This is a genomic window from Yersinia ruckeri ATCC 29473 (assembly GCF_000754815.1).
In the GTDB taxonomy this organism is placed as follows: Bacteria; Pseudomonadota; Gammaproteobacteria; order Enterobacterales; family Enterobacteriaceae; genus Yersinia; species Yersinia ruckeri.
Genome location: NZ_KN150747.1, coordinates 33,647 through 48,743, shown reverse-complemented (window position 1 = coordinate 48,743; position 15,097 = coordinate 33,647). Strand labels below are relative to the sequence as shown.

The following is a 15,097-nucleotide window of genomic DNA, read 5'->3' as shown; positions in this document are numbered from 1 at the left end:
ATAAGTGAATATTCACAAATAAGATCATGGGATTAAGGAGGATCGTTTGCTGTGAATGATCGGTGATCCTATTGCGTATAAGCTGGGATCTAAATGGCATGTTATCCACAGCTCATAATGTGTACTAAGGTTGTTATATGGATAACTACCGGTTTTACCCTGCTTTTAAGCATAGTTATCCACAATTGATCGCGTGATCTTTGAGCGTATTAGAGTAAATTAATCCAACTTTTTACCCATTCTTCCGCTGGATCTTCAGGAATCTCATGTTGAGTAACGTCGATCTCTAGTATTTCACCGATCCGTTTCGCTCCTTTGGCGATCAATTGCTGATCAAGCGCTTGGATCGCACCGCAAAAGGTATCGTACTCAGAACTGCCTAAACCGACGGCACCAAAGCGAACCAGAGACAGATCGGGCTGTTGCTGATCTATTTGCTCTAATAAAGGTTGTAGATTATCAGGCAGATCTCCGGCTCCATGAGTCGAGGTCACCACCAGCCACAGGCCTTTCAGAGAGAGTTCATCTAATTCCGGACCATGCAATGTCTCAGTGGAGAAACCGGCTTCTTCCAATTTCTCAGCCAAATGTTCAGCAACATATTCTGCGCTGCCCAATGTGCTACCACTGATCAGGGTAATATCAGCCATAAACAACCCAACCAAAGTAAAGAGACGCTATTGTACTCTGTGAATCAGCTGGGATCTACCTGTGGACAATATGGGTATACTTATTTATTCATTAAGGAACAATCGTACGCATAATGGGGTTCTGCAACGAGATTAGCGTCTCTGTCGACTGGATCTCATCAATGGTTTGGATCTTGTTGATAAGTACTTGCTGTAACGCATCAATAGATCGACACATGACTTTGATAAAGACGCTGTAGTGCCCAGTGGTGTAATAGGCTTCCACGACCTCCTCCAGACTTTCCAGTTTCTTTAGTGCTGAGGGATAATCTTTGGCACTTTTTAAAATAATGCCGATAAAACAACACACATCATATCCCAGCCGTTTGGGATCAACGTGAACACAGGCGGCAGTAATAATGCCAGCCTGCTTCATTTTCTCGACCCGCACATGGATAGTTCCTGGACTTACGCCAAAGTTTTTGGCCAATTCAGCGTAAGGTGTGCGTGCATTTTCCATTAAAGCATTCAAGATGCCGCGATCGAGATTATCGATTTGATACATTTCGCTCATATTTACCCCCTATTTTTAATGATTGTTTATTTTTAACTAGTAAAAAATGAATGATTGAAAGTGAAAAGGCAATATTACTTATTGTATATTGAATTATTGGTCTGTTCTGTTGCTTAATCGATGTCAAGCCATACGGCATTCTGAACATTAAGCATTGAGAAAATCACCATGAAAAAACAATTTATCCAGAAACAGCAACAAATCAGCTTCGTAAAATCCTTCTTTTCTCGCCAGTTGGAACAGCAACTGGGTCTGATCGAAGTGCAGGCACCTATTCTTAGCCGCGTTGGTGATGGTACTCAGGATAACTTGTCTGGTTCGGAAAAAGCGGTACAGGTAAAAGTGAAAACGCTACCTGAGGCCATTTTTGAAGTGGTGCACTCTTTAGCTAAATGGAAACGTAAGACACTGGGGCGTTTCGATTTCGGTGCTGATCAAGGCTTATACACACATATGAAAGCGTTGCGCCCTGATGAAGATCGTCTTAGTGCGATCCACTCAGTGTATGTAGATCAGTGGGACTGGGAGCGTGTCATGGGTGACGGAGAACGCAACCTGGCTTACTTGAAATTCACCGTTAACAAGATCTACACGGCGATTAAAGAAACAGAATCAGCAGTGAGTGCGGAGTTTGGTATCAAACCGTTCCTGCCGGAGAAAATTCACTTTGTACATAGCGAAACTCTGCTTACCCGTTTCCCTGATTTGGATGCTAAAGGCCGTGAACGTGCGATTGCCAAAGAATTGGGGGCGGTATTCCTGATCGGTATTGGCGGTAAGCTGGCCGACGGGAAATCTCATGATGTACGTGCACCAGATTATGATGACTGGACGTCGCCGAGCGCCGAAGGTTTTGCTGGTTTGAACGGTGACATTATTGTCTGGAACCCGATTTTGGAAGATGCATTTGAGATTTCCTCCATGGGTATTCGTGTGGATGCGGAAACGCTGAAACGCCAACTGGCGCTGACTGCGGATGAAGACCGTCTGAAATTGGAGTGGCACCAGTCACTGCTGCGTGGTGAAATGCCACAAACTATCGGTGGCGGCATCGGACAATCTCGGTTGGTGATGTTATTGCTGCAACAACAACATATTGGCCAAGTTCAATGTGGCGTTTGGGGCCCGGAAATCAGTGAAAAAGTAGCAGGTCTGCTGTAATTATTCTGTGTTTTACCCGATAGTTTTATCAGGCAACCCGACATCATCGTCGGGTTGTTTCTTTTTTATTTAAACCAACCGACGCCAGAAAAAGTACTGCCGCTGATTTTCCCCGATCAGATAGCCAAACCGACATACTGGGATTTTCTTTATTTTGCATTTACGATCGGCGTGGCTTCGCAAACTGCTGATGTTTCTATCGGTAGTCCGGATGTTCGCCGCGTTGTGTTGTTTCAGTCGGTTTTATCTTTCATCTTTAATATGACGATATTAGGGCTGTCAATTAACGTGGGCGCGGGGCTACTTAACTGATTAATCATTGAGTTAGCGCTTCCAGCGGCGCATTAAGCGGCTTTTTAATCCGGTATCAAAACGCCAGATATGGTCGAAAATCCGCATAATGCCGGGTTTGCCATAGGCCGACATGGCAACAGCATGGAATCGATGTTGATGAGCTTGTTGTTGAATTTTGATTTTGCGGATCAGTTCCTCTGGCAAGCGCTGGGCGACAAAATCGGAGATGATCACCGCATCCGCATCATACCATTCCCGATCATCCATTTTAGTGAGTGTTGCCGATAAGCAGGCGGCCAGATCGGTTCCGCCGCGAAAACGTTGGCTGAGAAAACGAATGGCCTGTTCAAGACCGCTAGATGCTGATAGTTCGTAGTGAATAATTTCTGTAGCGAATAGCATGATATAGCAACGGCGGTTGTCTTCCAGAGCTATACGCAGTAATGCCAAGCAGAAAGCTTTGGCGCATTGCTCGTTAAACCCGCCCATCGAACCGGACGTATCTACGCAAACAATAAATGGGCCACGCGGCTGTTCATCACTATTTTTCAGGCTTACCGGCCTTTGTAACCGCTGTTCTTGCCAGGCATCACCTTGTAAACGGTAAGTCAGCAAGCGCCTTTCCAGTAAGCGGCGATAAAATTCAAACTCCAATTCATTCATACCCAGCATGACTAACTCGGTAGGAAGCAGACGTAGAATATCGTTACTTTGGTGAATACCGCTGACCTCTTCTGGAACCGCATCCGGCATTCTTACCATCACAGAATAAGGCTCGAAGCGCGCATCGGGCGTGGGTAATGCTTTAGCTGAACGGCTGCGACCCAGTTTTTCAGCCAGTTTCTGTAATTCGGATTGTTGCTGTAAAAAATCGCCGTATTGCAGTAATAGCTGGTAATCCCCGCGCTGTAACTGGCTTTGGCTCATATCCCACAGTCGCCCCGCCGCCGTATCGTTATCTGCCAGTATCGGTTCGAGGGCACCGCTTAGCGCTGGCCGTTGCTGTAGTTCGGCAAGTAACTGCTCACGTTCCTGCTCCAAAAGTTGGTGGTGAACAGTCATGGTTTGTAGCGTCAGGCTTACGCGCCAGCGTTGCAAAAACAGGGTTTGCAGGCTGTCGCCATTGGGGGGATTATTGGCGAGATCAGCGGCTTCCAACATGGATCTGGCTTGTGTCGCAAAAGGGGAATGGATGTTCTCCAGATTTTCGACAATAGCCCAAATCTGCTGATAAAAAGCCGTACTTTCTTGCAGTTGGCAGCGTTGATATAAGCTGAACTCGCTGGCTAATGCTGGCGGGACATTAGCTTCCTGAATACGTTGTTTCAGCTTTAATTTCCAACTGGGAATATCTTTCAGTAAGGCGCGTTTCATTCGGGGAAACTTTTCAAAGAAAATAGCCAACTGAGGTGCAGCCAACAAGCCAATCACCAGTTCATCTATCAGTTGGCCTTCACTGATGGATAACAGCATATCCAGCGTTGCCAGGCTTAACATGATCTAGTGCCCACGCAATTTTTGTTGCTGCTGTTTCACCTGTTCAGCGACTTGCAATAAGCTAGCCTCAATTTTGGCTAGCCACGCTGAAGGCGTGAATAGGCAAGGTTGATGTTGGCTGAACTGACGACGCTGTTCCGCCAGACGGCTTTCCAGCTCATTCATCTGTGTCAATAATGCTTCCGGTACCGTGCTGGCAGACTGACCTGGCAGCGAGAGAACCGCACCCTGACGGCTGACATCAAGAATAACCAGATGCTGGCGGTCATCAATTTCGGCCTCTATCGTTTGAGCAAACCCAATGGTATTCAGTTTTGCGCGTAGTACACCGCCTTTATTCAGCCATTGTATTAATGCATCCCGCTCGATTTGCAGATGATTGACTTGAATATCATGCAAGTTCAGTGGCCTTTGCAAGAATAAGGTCAACGCGCTATCAGTCAGATTTTCTGGCAGAGTATATTGTGCCTTGCGGCTAAATAGACCGCTTTGTTTTATCAATGTCAGCGCTTGGCGGTCATTTTGTTGTTGCTGATGTTGCAACCATTGCCCCTGAATCTGCTGTAACTGCATCATCAGGCTTTGCTGCTGATAACCCTGTTCACACAGCAGTTGTTCTAACTGTTGTTGCAGTAGCTTGAGAGAATTGAGGTCATGCCACAGACAATCTTTCAGTAAAATCAGATCGATCGGCGTAATTGTATCGCGGCCACTAAAGAATGCGCAGGCCTGAAGGAGACGTAGGGCTTTCTTCCAACGGCGATCTGAAACGTAAGGCGCTTGTTCCAATGCACTTAGGCGTTGACGTAGTTGGAAAATAAGCTCAAAACAGTGATCGGGCAGCATAATTTTATCAATCAGCGGTTGCCACTGGTGGAATTCCTCATCACTGATACTGAGATTTTCCGCCACAGGGTTGTGGTTTTCATTTTGCCGGGTTAGCAACAGTGAGCGAAAATTCTGTTTCTCCTGCACTCGATCAAGCCACAAACGAATCAGCATTCGGTCATAAAGAGCTTCCAGGCTGCTGTCGGCTTCGGGTAATTCGTTGGAGGCGGTGACCAACAGGCGCATGGGAATACTGTCTTCCTTATCGCCATTACGGAAACGTCGTTCATTAATCGCCGTTAGCAGGGTATTCAGAATGGCTGGCCCTGCTTTCCAGATTTCATCCAGAAACACGATCTCAGCTTCAGGCAGGTAGCCGCTGGTCATACGTTGATAGCGCCCTTCTTCTTTTAATGCCTGAATAGACAGTGGGCCAAACACCTCCTCTGGAGTAGAAAAACGCGTCATCAGATATTCAAAAGCGCGTGCATGACGAAAAGCAAATTTCAGGCGACGAGCAATCAGACTCTTAGCAATCCCCGGTGGACCAAGTAAAAAGACGCTTTCGCCGCTGAGTGCTGCCAATAGGCATAAGCGAATGGCTTCTTGCCTTTCATACAGACCCGTTTCCAGCGCGCTGCTCAAACGGGATATTCTGTCTGCCAATTGTGTTGATTGCGTCATAATTATCCTAATGGTCTATGCGTGAATGGATTTTTACCCGATCGACGGGAATTAACCATCTTTTTTTTAATGTTATAGCTTGTTGATTAGTAAAATTTTTCTATTATCTATGATAGGTATGGCACCCTTTTTTTCTTTCTCTACCGCCCGATTTAAGGGTAGGCAATCAGTGTAAATCGTGCATACTGTGCGCCTTTTGGTGGGCGCCAAGGGCTTAGAATAGAGGTTATTGGCTCTTAAACGCACACATCAGCTTATGGATGTTCTAGCAAAAGAAACAAATTATGAGCACAGAGCATAAACGATCATTGTCGACGGTAACTCTGGCGGCAATCGGGGTGGTTTACGGTGATATTGGTACCAGTCCTCTCTATACACTGAGAGAGTGCTTTTCTGGTCATTATGGTTTTGATGTCCGTCCTGACGTGGTTTTTGGTTTTCTGTCTTTGATTTTCTGGATGTTAATCCTGATAGTCTCGCTGAAGTATCTTACTTACGTTATGCGAGCAGATAACGCGGGCGAAGGCGGAATTTTAACCCTGATGTCATTAGCTGGCAGGAATACATCCTCCCGTGCGACCTCGATATTGGTTATTCTCGGTTTAATTGGTGGCAGTTTCTTCTATGGGGAAGTGGTCATTACGCCGGCTATTTCGGTGATGTCGGCTATAGAAGGGCTGGAAATTGCCGCCCCTTCTCTCGACCCCTACATTGTTCCCTGCTCTATTGCCGTTTTAACACTGCTGTTTGCTATTCAAAAACATGGTACCGGCAGTGTCGGCAAACTATTTGCTCCCGTGATGTTGGTATGGTTCCTGACGCTGGCATTGCTGGGTGTGCGTGGGATCATGGATAACCCAGATGTTTTGGCTGCAATGAATCCCAAGTGGGCGTTTGCCTTTTTTGCCGAACACAAGGCTGTCTCTTTCTTCGCGCTGGGCGCAGTGGTACTGGCGATAACCGGCGTGGAAGCCTTGTATGCCGATATGGGTCATTTTGGTAAGTTCCCTATCCGTTTGGCTTGGTTTACCGTGGTATTGCCATCTTTAGTGCTGAATTACTTCGGTCAGGGTGCATTATTACTCAAAAACCCTGAAGCGATTAAAAACCCCTTCTTCTTGTTGGCACCCGACTGGGCGCTGATACCGTTATTGGTTTTGGCGACGCTGGCAACGGTCATTGCTTCGCAGGCCGTTATTTCCGGCGTATTCTCCCTGACGCGTCAGGCGGTGCGTTTAGGCTATCTGCCGCCGATGCGTATTATTCATACTTCTGAGATGGAGTCCGGTCAGATCTATATTCCAGTGATTAACTGGACGCTGTATCTCGCCGTGGTACTGGTTATTATTGGTTTTGAGCGTTCCAGTAATCTGGCTGCGGCTTACGGTATTGCGGTAACCGGCACCATGGTGCTGACTAGCATACTATTCTGTACCGTGGCGTTGAAAAACTGGCATTGGAATCGGTTTTTTGTGGCGTTCTTATTGGTGATATTACTGATCATTGATATTCCTATGTTTTCTTCGAATGCCTTAAAACTGTTCTCCGGTGGTTGGTTGCCGCTGAGTCTCGGTCTGGTGATGTTCATTATCATGACGACCTGGAAAAGCGAGCGCTTCCGATTATTGCGGCGGATGCATGAGCACGGTAACTCTCTGGAAGCGATGATTGCCTCTCTGGAGAAATCGCCGCCGGTGCGGGTGTCGGGTACCGCGGTGTATATGTCGCGGGCTATGAATGTTATCCCGTTCGCCTTGCTGCATAACCTCAAGCACAACAAAGTACTGCACGAACGCGTGGTATTGCTGACAATGCGTACTGAAGATGCGCCTTATGTACATAATGTAAAACGTGTCACCATCGAGCAATTATCACCGACCTTCTGGCGGGTCGTGGCCAGTTACGGTTGGCGGGAAACACCAAACGTGGAGGAAATCTTCCATCGTTGCGGGTTGGAAGGTTTGCCTTGCCAGATGATGGAAACCTCCTTCTTTATGTCGCATGAGTCGCTGATTCTATCCAAACGACCGTGGTATCTGTTCTTGCGTGGCAAGCTGTTTATGGCACTAAGCCGAAATGCTCTGCGAGCGCCGGATCAATTTGAAATCCCGCCAAACCGGGTGATCGAGTTGGGAACACAGGTAGAAATTTAATCGTCTGAGGCCGTCAATATGGCGGCCTCAGACTCGACCCCACGATTTATCATATTTCCCTTCTCACTGTTATTTATCAGGTTCGCTTTTCCCTCAAAAAATTTTTAGCGAAACGTTTCGATGGCGATCACAAATTGGCCAGAATTGTTTTGCCTTATCCTGCCGTTTTTCTAAACTCTTAGTCAGCGAAACGTTTCGCTGTTGGAGCAAAAAATGAAAAAAGGCGCATTACTGAATTCTGATATTTCTGCGGTTATCTCCAGACTTGGACATACCGACCAAATAGTCATTGCGGATGCAGGGCTGCCGATTCCAGACAGTACTTCTCGCATTGATTTAGCGCTAACACAGGGTGTACCTGGTTTTCTTCAGGTGCTGTCGGTGGTAACGCAGGAAATGCAGGTTGAGAGCGCTATTTTGGCGGAAGAGATGGTTAATAAAAATCCGCAACTCCATGAAGCGTTGCTGACACAACTTAAACAACTAGAACAACACCAGGGAAACTCCATTGCTTTGCACTATGTCAGCCATGAGGCCTTCAAAGAGCAAACCAAACATAGCCATGCCGTGATCCGTAGCGGGGAATGTTCCCCCTTTGCTAACGTGATCTTGTGCGCGGGCGTAACTTTCTGAGGCATTTATGCAACCTTTGCTGCAACTGAAAGGGATTGATAAAGCCTTTCCCGGCGTTAAAGCACTATCTGGTGCCGCACTCAGTGTCTATCCGGGACGGGTAATGGCGCTGGTGGGCGAAAACGGTGCTGGGAAATCCACCATGATGAAAGTGCTGACTGGCATCTACAGTAAAGATGCCGGCAGCCAGCATTTTCTCGGCCAGGAAGTGGTATTTAATGGTCCCAAAGCTTCACAGGAAGCGGGCATTGGGATTATTCATCAGGAATTAAATCTGATTCCGCAATTGACCATCGCCGAGAATATCTTTCTGGGACGAGAATTTGTTAACCGTTTTGGCGGCATTGATTGGAAAAAGATGTATGCCGAAGCGGATCGCCTGCTTGCCCGTTTGAACCTGAATTACAGTAGCCACCGTTTGGTGGGTGAACTCTCCATTGGCGATCAGCAAATGGTTGAAATCGCCAAGGTACTGAGCTTTGAATCCAAAGTCATCATTATGGATGAACCAACGGATGCGCTGACGGACACGGAAACCGCCTCGTTATTTAATGTGATCAGAGAGTTAAAGGCTGAGGGGCGCGGTATTGTTTATATCTCTCACCGTTTAAAAGAAATTTTTGAGATCTGCGACGATGTTACTGTCTTTCGTGATGGCCAATTTATCGGTGAAAAACCGGTGAGTGAGTTACAGGAAGATACGCTGATTGAAATGATGGTGGGTCGCAAACTGGAAGAACAGTACCCACGGCTGAATCTACCGCTGGGCGACGTGCGGTTGCAGGTGAAGCAGCTTTGTGGTCCCGGCGTGCATGATGTCAGTTTTAGCCTGCGTGCAGGGGAAATCCTTGGTGTTGCGGGATTGATGGGGGCGGGGCGAACCGAACTGATGAAAATCATCTACGGCGCGCTACCACGTCAATCTGGCTATGTGATGCTCAATGGCCGTGAAGTGGTAACCCACTCACCGCAAGATGGCCTGGCTAATGGCATTGTCTATATCTCGGAAGACCGTAAGCGGGATGGACTGGTCTTGGGCATGTCGGTGAAAGAAAATATGTCGCTGACCGCATTACGCTATTTCAGCCGTAGTGGTGGCTCGCTGAAACAGGCCGATGAACAACAAGCTGTCGCCGATTTTATTCGTTTATTTAATATCAAAACACCGTCGATGGAACAGCCTATTGGCTTACTATCCGGCGGTAATCAGCAAAAAGTAGCCATTGCCCGGGGATTAATGACTCGGCCAAAAGTCCTGATTTTGGATGAACCCACTCGTGGTGTAGATGTGGGAGCGAAAAAAGAGATCTATCAGTTAATCAACCAGTTCAAGCAAGAAGGTCTGAGTATCATTCTGGTTTCCTCGGAAATGCCGGAAGTGCTGGGAATGAGCGATAGAATTCTGGTGATGCATGAAGGTCATTTAAGCGGTGAGTTCTCCATTGAACAGGCCACTCAGGAAGTGTTGATGGCAGCCGCTGTCGGCAAGCAATACGGTGCAAAGCAGGAGTAATCAGATATGAGTTCCCAGACTATCCAGACCAAACGCTGGTTCAGTAAAGAGTGGCTATTAGAACAAAAATCATTGATTGCGCTGCTGGTGCTGATTGCTGTGGTTTCGTCCCTTAGCCCGAATTTTTTCACCCTGAATAATCTGTTCAATATTTTGCAACAAACTTCGGTCAACGCCATTATGGCGGTCGGGATGACATTGGTTATTCTGACTTCTGGCATCGATCTTTCCGTTGGTTCCCTGCTAGCGTTAACCGGCGCGGTGGCCGCATCTCTTGTCGGGATGGAAATGAATGCACTGGTTGCCGTGGGTGCTGCTCTGGCCGCTGGAGCCTTCGTTGGTGCCTGTACTGGAGTGATTGTGGCGAAAGGCAAAGTACAGGCCTTTATTGCTACCTTGGTCATGATGTTGCTGTTGCGCGGTGTCACTATGGTCTACACCAACGGTAGCCCAGTAAATACTGGCTTTACCGATGTTGCCGATGCCTTTGGCTGGTTCGGTATTGGCCGCCCACTTGGCATTCCAACGCCAATTTGGTTGATGGCTATCGTTTTTGTTAGTGCTTGGTACATGCTGCACCATACTCGTTTGGGTCGCTATATCTATGCGTTAGGTGGCAATGAGGCTGCAACTCGTCTATCCGGTATCAGCGTTGATAAAGTCAAAATTATCGTTTACTCCCTGTGCGGCTTATTGGCAGCACTGGCAGGTATTATCGAAGTTGCTCGTCTATCCTCAGCTCAGCCGACGGCAGGTACCGGTTATGAACTGGATGCCATAGCGGCGGTTGTTCTGGGTGGAACCAGTCTGGCTGGTGGTAAAGGACGTATTGTTGGTACGCTAATCGGTGCTCTAATCCTCGGCTTTTTGAATAACGGTTTAAATTTATTGGGTGTCTCCTCCTACTACCAAATGATCGTAAAAGCAGTAGTTATTCTGCTCGCGGTATTGGTAGATAACAAAAGCAGCAAATAACCTCTCTCCCTACAGGAATTACGACCATGAAAATGAAAAAACTGGCTACCTTGATCTCTGTTGTTGCACTGAGCGCCACCGTGAGTGCTAACGCGCTGGCAAAAGACACCATTGCGCTAGTGGTTTCCACTCTGAATAACCCATTTTTTGTCTCTATGAAAGATGGAGCACAGAAAGAAGCGGATAAACTGGGCTACAACCTGGTGGTATTGGATTCACAGAACAACCCAGCAAAAGAATTGGCCAATGTGCAGGATCTGACAGTTCGTGGCACCAAACTACTATTGATCAACCCGACCGACTCCGATGCGGTAGGCAATGCCATCAAAATGGCCAATCAGGCAAAAATTCCGGTGATTACGCTGGATCGTTTGGCAGCCAAAGGTGAGGTGGTCAGCCACGTAGCATCCGACAACCGCTTTGGCGGCAAAATGGCCGGTGACTTTATTGCCAAAAAACTGGGTAATGACGCCCAAGTTATTCAACTGGAAGGTATTGCCGGAGCCTCTGCGGCTCGTGAACGTGGCGAAGGCTTCAAACAGTCAATGGAACAGCATAAATTCCAGCTGTTGGCTAGCCAACCGGCCGACTTCGATCGCACTAAAGGTTTGAACGTGATGCAGAACTTGCTGACCGCACATCCAACGGTACAAGCGGTGTTCGCACAGAATGATGAAATGGCGCTGGGTGCTCTGCGTGCATTGCAGACCGCAGGTAAAACCGATGTATTAGTGGTTGGATTTGACGGTACCGATGATGGTATTAAAGCGGTTGAAGGTGGCAAGCTGGGCGCGACTATTGCTCAACGTCCTGACCAAATTGGCGCTATCGGGGTACAAACTGCGGATAAGGTACTGAAAGGTCAGAAAGTGCAGGCCATTATTCCTGTTGATTTGAAGCTAGTGACTAAATAATAAAATGACTCATTAGTTGTTATTTAATAAACCCACGGTATTGGAGTTGTAGGTTGATTACATGGGCAAGCACATCGATGAACTGATTTAAGTCACGGATTCGGATGAGTGAACGTTGTTAATTCTCCTGCAACTTCAAATACAAAGGAATAGATGTGATGGAAACAGGTAAGCTGGTGGTTCTTGGCAGTATCAATGCTGACCATATTCTGAATATTCAGCAGTTCCCTCGTCCGGGTGAAACGGTGATCGGGAAGCAATATAACGTTGCTTTCGGTGGGAAAGGTGCTAATCAGGCGGTGGCTGCCGGGCGCAGTGGCGCGGATATCGCATTTATTGCCTGTGTGGGTGAAGACGACATCGGCGAGCGGGTTCGTCAACAATTAGCCACAGACCGAATCGATACTGGCCCAGTTGAAGCTATTGCCGGTGAAACTACCGGTGTGGCGTTAATTTTCGTCAATGGTGAAGGTGAAAACGTCATTGGCATCAACGCCGGAGCCAATGCTGCCGTCACGCCAGATTATTTACAACGCTACCAGCAAAAGGTCATTGATGCTCAGGCATTGCTGATGCAATTAGAATCACCGCTGGAAACAGTTATCGCGGCAGCGAAACTGGCCAGAGAAAATCAGACCCAGGTGATTCTAAACCCAGCCCCCGCGCGCGAACTGCCAGATGAGTTGCTGCAACTGGTGGATATGATCACGCCGAATGAAACTGAAGCCGAGCGTTTGACCGGTATTCATATCAAAAATGATAACGATGCCGACAGAGCGGCAAAGATTCTGCATGATAAAGGCATTACGACGGTAATTATCACACTGGGCAGCCGTGGTGTTTGGCTCAGCGAACAAGGTCAAGGTAAGTTAATGCCCGGTTTTAAAGTTGATGCGGTTGATACTATTGCTGCCGGTGATACATTCAATGGCGCGTTACTTACCGCGCTATTGGAAGGTCAGACTATGGCCACTGCGGTACGTTTTGCTCATGCCGCCGCTGCCATTGCGGTAACACGTTCTGGTGCTCAACCCTCCATTCCCTGGCGGGCCGAAATTGATACATTTTTACAAAGTCAGAGGTAATTTTGGCCACCATGAAAGATGTCGCCCGCTTGGCGGGCGTTTCTACCTCGACAGTTTCTCACGTTATCAATAAAGATCGTTTTGTCAGCGATGCGGTGCGCGAAAAAGTGATTGCCGCCATCAAGCAACTCAACTATGCCCCTTCTGCCTTAGCGCGCAGCCTGAAGCTCAATCAAACACGCACGATTGGAATGTTGGTAACGGCCAGTAGTAACCCATTCTATGCCGAAGTGGTTCGCGGCGTGGAACGCAGCTGTTATGAGCGTGGCTATAGCCTGATTTTGTGTAATACCGAGGGTGATATTGACCGCATGAACCGCAGCATGGAAACCTTACTACAAAAAAGAGTCGATGGTTTGTTGTTGATGTGTACCGAAAATCACCGCCCATCACAGGATGTTCTACGCTGTTATCCTTTTTTACCTATAGTGATGATGGATTGGGCACCTTTTGAGGGTGTGAACGACACTATTCAGGATAACTCTTTATTGGGTGGGGAAATGGCTACAGATTTCCTGATCGCTAAAGGTTATAAACGCATCGCGTGTATTGCGGGTCCACAGGATAAAACCCCTGCGCGGGAACGTCTGGAAGGTTATCGACAAGCGATGAAGCGTGCTGGATTGCCGATTCTGTCAGGATATGAAATTGCCAGTGACTTCGAATTTGCTGGTGGTCTCGCTGCAATGAAACAATTACTGGCGTTGCCACAACCGCCAGAAGCGGTCTTTACCAGCAATGATGCCATGGCGGTGGGGGTTTATCAGGCGTTGTATCAGGTGGGTCTATCCATTCCGCAAGATATGGCAGTAATTGGTTATGATGATATTGAGATAGCCCGTTATATGACGCCGCCGCTCACCACGATTCATCAACCAAAAGATGAACTGGGGGAATTGGCGATCGATACATTGATTCATAGATTGAATAACTTGCACGAAGAGCCACAGATTCTCACCCTTACACCAGAATTGGTGGATCGCGGTTCGGTCTCTCAGCGTGAAACTAATGGCTGATGGTGCCAGCACACCACAAACCCTAATAGATAGCCTTATCAGTCAGAACCACCGAGCTGTGAGCCGATTTAATCATGCTATCGCCTGATGGAACTCACTATCAATATTGTCTCTTCTATATATAGATAACCATTACCAATAAAAAATACCGTTATTCTTTGTCCTGCAATAATATCTGGCATGCAGCACAGGCACCCTCTCGGTCACTGGCGAGAATGGTATCAACGATAGATTGATGATGTTGTAGCTTAATCACTTCATCTCCAGTAATGGCGCGGAAATAGCTGTGATAGACAGAACTGAACAAATTGGCAAAAGACGTCAGGAACGGATTACCGCTGGCTTCGTAAATCAACTGATGGAATTGGGTATCAACCTGAATCCAGCGTTCACGGTCAAATTCATCATGCAGCGCCTGCATTTCAGCCATTAATATAGTTAACTGTTTTTTTTGTGCCGCGTTAGCGTTAACCGCAGCCAAAGCACAGGCCTGTGGTTCCAACGCAGTACGTACTAGAATAAAGTGTTGCATCACCTGATCGAAATTCTCGCGTGTCATCCACCAGGTCAGTAACTCTTGGTCGAGAAAGTTCCAGTTGGATTGCGGCATAATACGCGTACCAATCCGTGGTCGTGGTAACAACATCCCTTTCGCGGCTAACATTTTTACCGCTTCACGTACCGCAGTGCGGCTGACACCAAACTCTTCACCCAGTTCTATCTCCCCTGGTAGTATGGCACCGGCTATATATTCCCCTGCCAGGATACGTTGACCGATCTTTTCAGCTAGTAAATAGGAAAGGTTGCGCTGAGCGGCTTGTTGTTGGGCATTAAATTGCATGGTGATTTGTCCTGGCTAACATCTTATATATCTATTTTACTCTACAGTTTCACTCTGGTATTGGCTGTTTAACTGAAAAGTAGTAGAAAAATGACTCATTTCCGCACTTTTTGATGAAAAAAAACGCGGTTGGAAAATTATTTGAAATTAGGGGTTGCAGCCTGTCAGGAACTCCCTATAATGCGCCTCCACTGACCGGGAACAACGAAACATACTTCGCCGGGTCAGGAAGAGAACAGATGAGTTTGACTTCGAAAGAAACCAAATAAAACCTTGACTCTTCAGCGGGAAAGCGTAATA

13 protein-coding genes and 1 pseudogene are annotated in these 15,097 nt (G+C 47.3%); 9 read left to right on the top strand and 5 right to left on the bottom strand.

Annotated features, from left to right (window positions below; translation table 11 throughout):
• Nucleotides 1-209 precede the first annotated feature (209 nt).
• Both mioC and asnC read right to left on the bottom strand, forming a co-directional pair.
• Nucleotides 210-650 carry an FMN-binding protein MioC gene (mioC, locus tag DJ39_RS00230; protein WP_038242219.1) on the bottom strand — a complete coding sequence of 147 codons (441 nt, stop codon included), beginning with the start codon at nt 648-650 and terminating at the stop codon, nt 210-212.
• A 91-nt stretch (nt 651-741) separates the two neighbouring features.
• On the bottom strand, nt 742-1,203 hold the full coding sequence (gene asnC / locus DJ39_RS00225) for a transcriptional regulator AsnC (RefSeq protein ID WP_004718181.1): 462 nt from the start codon (nt 1,201-1,203) through the stop codon (nt 742-744).
• 168 nt (nt 1,204-1,371) lie between these two features.
• On the opposite strand from asnC, the gene asnA reads away from it, so the two are divergent.
• Nucleotides 1,372-2,364, top strand: coding sequence for an aspartate--ammonia ligase (gene asnA / locus DJ39_RS00220; RefSeq protein ID WP_004718179.1), 993 nt, complete (start codon nt 1,372-1,374; stop codon nt 2,362-2,364).
• A gap of 60 nt (nt 2,365-2,424) precedes the next feature.
• Nucleotides 2,425-2,676 (top strand): annotated as a pseudogene (locus DJ39_RS00215) (DUF1345 domain-containing protein); the annotation flags it as partial.
• Nucleotides 2,677-2,688: 12 nt separating this feature from the next.
• Here the strand turns inward: DJ39_RS00215 and viaA are convergent.
• The gene (gene viaA / locus DJ39_RS00210) at nt 2,689-4,155 is read right to left on the bottom strand and encodes an ATPase RavA stimulator ViaA (RefSeq protein ID WP_004718175.1); all 1,467 of its coding nucleotides are present in this window, start codon (nt 4,153-4,155) and stop codon (nt 2,689-2,691) included.
• 3 nt (nt 4,156-4,158) lie between these two features.
• Nucleotides 4,159-5,667: an ATPase RavA gene (ravA, locus tag DJ39_RS00205; protein ID WP_004718173.1), complete on the bottom strand. Its 1,509-nt coding sequence runs from the start codon at nt 5,665-5,667 to the stop codon at nt 4,159-4,161.
• 284 nt (nt 5,668-5,951) lie between these two features.
• Between ravA and kup the strand changes: the two genes are divergently transcribed.
• The 7 genes from kup (at nt 5,952) to rbsR (ending at nt 13,956) form a co-directional block, all read left to right on the top strand.
• Complete coding sequence (gene kup, locus DJ39_RS00200; protein WP_038242228.1) at nt 5,952-7,820, top strand: low affinity potassium transporter Kup; 1,869 nt, start codon at nt 5,952-5,954, stop codon at nt 7,818-7,820.
• A gap of 213 nt (nt 7,821-8,033) precedes the next feature.
• Complete coding sequence (gene rbsD, locus DJ39_RS00195; RefSeq protein ID WP_038242232.1) at nt 8,034-8,453, top strand: D-ribose pyranase; 420 nt, start codon at nt 8,034-8,036, stop codon at nt 8,451-8,453.
• A 7-nt stretch (nt 8,454-8,460) separates the two neighbouring features.
• On the top strand, nt 8,461-9,966 hold the full coding sequence (rbsA, locus tag DJ39_RS00190) for a ribose ABC transporter ATP-binding protein RbsA (RefSeq protein WP_004718166.1): 1,506 nt from the start codon (nt 8,461-8,463) through the stop codon (nt 9,964-9,966).
• A gap of 6 nt (nt 9,967-9,972) precedes the next feature.
• On the top strand, nt 9,973-10,941 hold the full coding sequence (gene rbsC / locus DJ39_RS00185) for a ribose ABC transporter permease (RefSeq protein ID WP_004718164.1): 969 nt from the start codon (nt 9,973-9,975) through the stop codon (nt 10,939-10,941).
• A 26-nt stretch (nt 10,942-10,967) separates the two neighbouring features.
• Complete coding sequence (rbsB, locus tag DJ39_RS00180) at nt 10,968-11,855, top strand: ribose ABC transporter substrate-binding protein RbsB (RefSeq protein ID WP_004718162.1); 888 nt, start codon at nt 10,968-10,970, stop codon at nt 11,853-11,855.
• Nucleotides 11,856-12,013: 158 nt separating this feature from the next.
• Nucleotides 12,014-12,940, top strand: a complete 927-nt coding sequence (gene rbsK / locus DJ39_RS00175; RefSeq protein WP_004718160.1) for a ribokinase — start codon at nt 12,014-12,016, stop codon at nt 12,938-12,940.
• 2 nt (nt 12,941-12,942) lie between these two features.
• Nucleotides 12,943-13,956: a ribose operon transcriptional repressor RbsR gene (gene rbsR / locus DJ39_RS00170; RefSeq protein WP_038251067.1), complete on the top strand. Its 1,014-nt coding sequence runs from the start codon at nt 12,943-12,945 to the stop codon at nt 13,954-13,956.
• A gap of 151 nt (nt 13,957-14,107) precedes the next feature.
• Here rbsR and DJ39_RS00165 read toward each other — a convergent pair whose 3' ends face one another.
• Nucleotides 14,108-14,797, bottom strand: a complete 690-nt coding sequence (locus DJ39_RS00165) for a FadR/GntR family transcriptional regulator (RefSeq protein WP_004718157.1) — start codon at nt 14,795-14,797, stop codon at nt 14,108-14,110.
• Between the last annotated feature and the right edge of the window lie 300 nt (nt 14,798-15,097).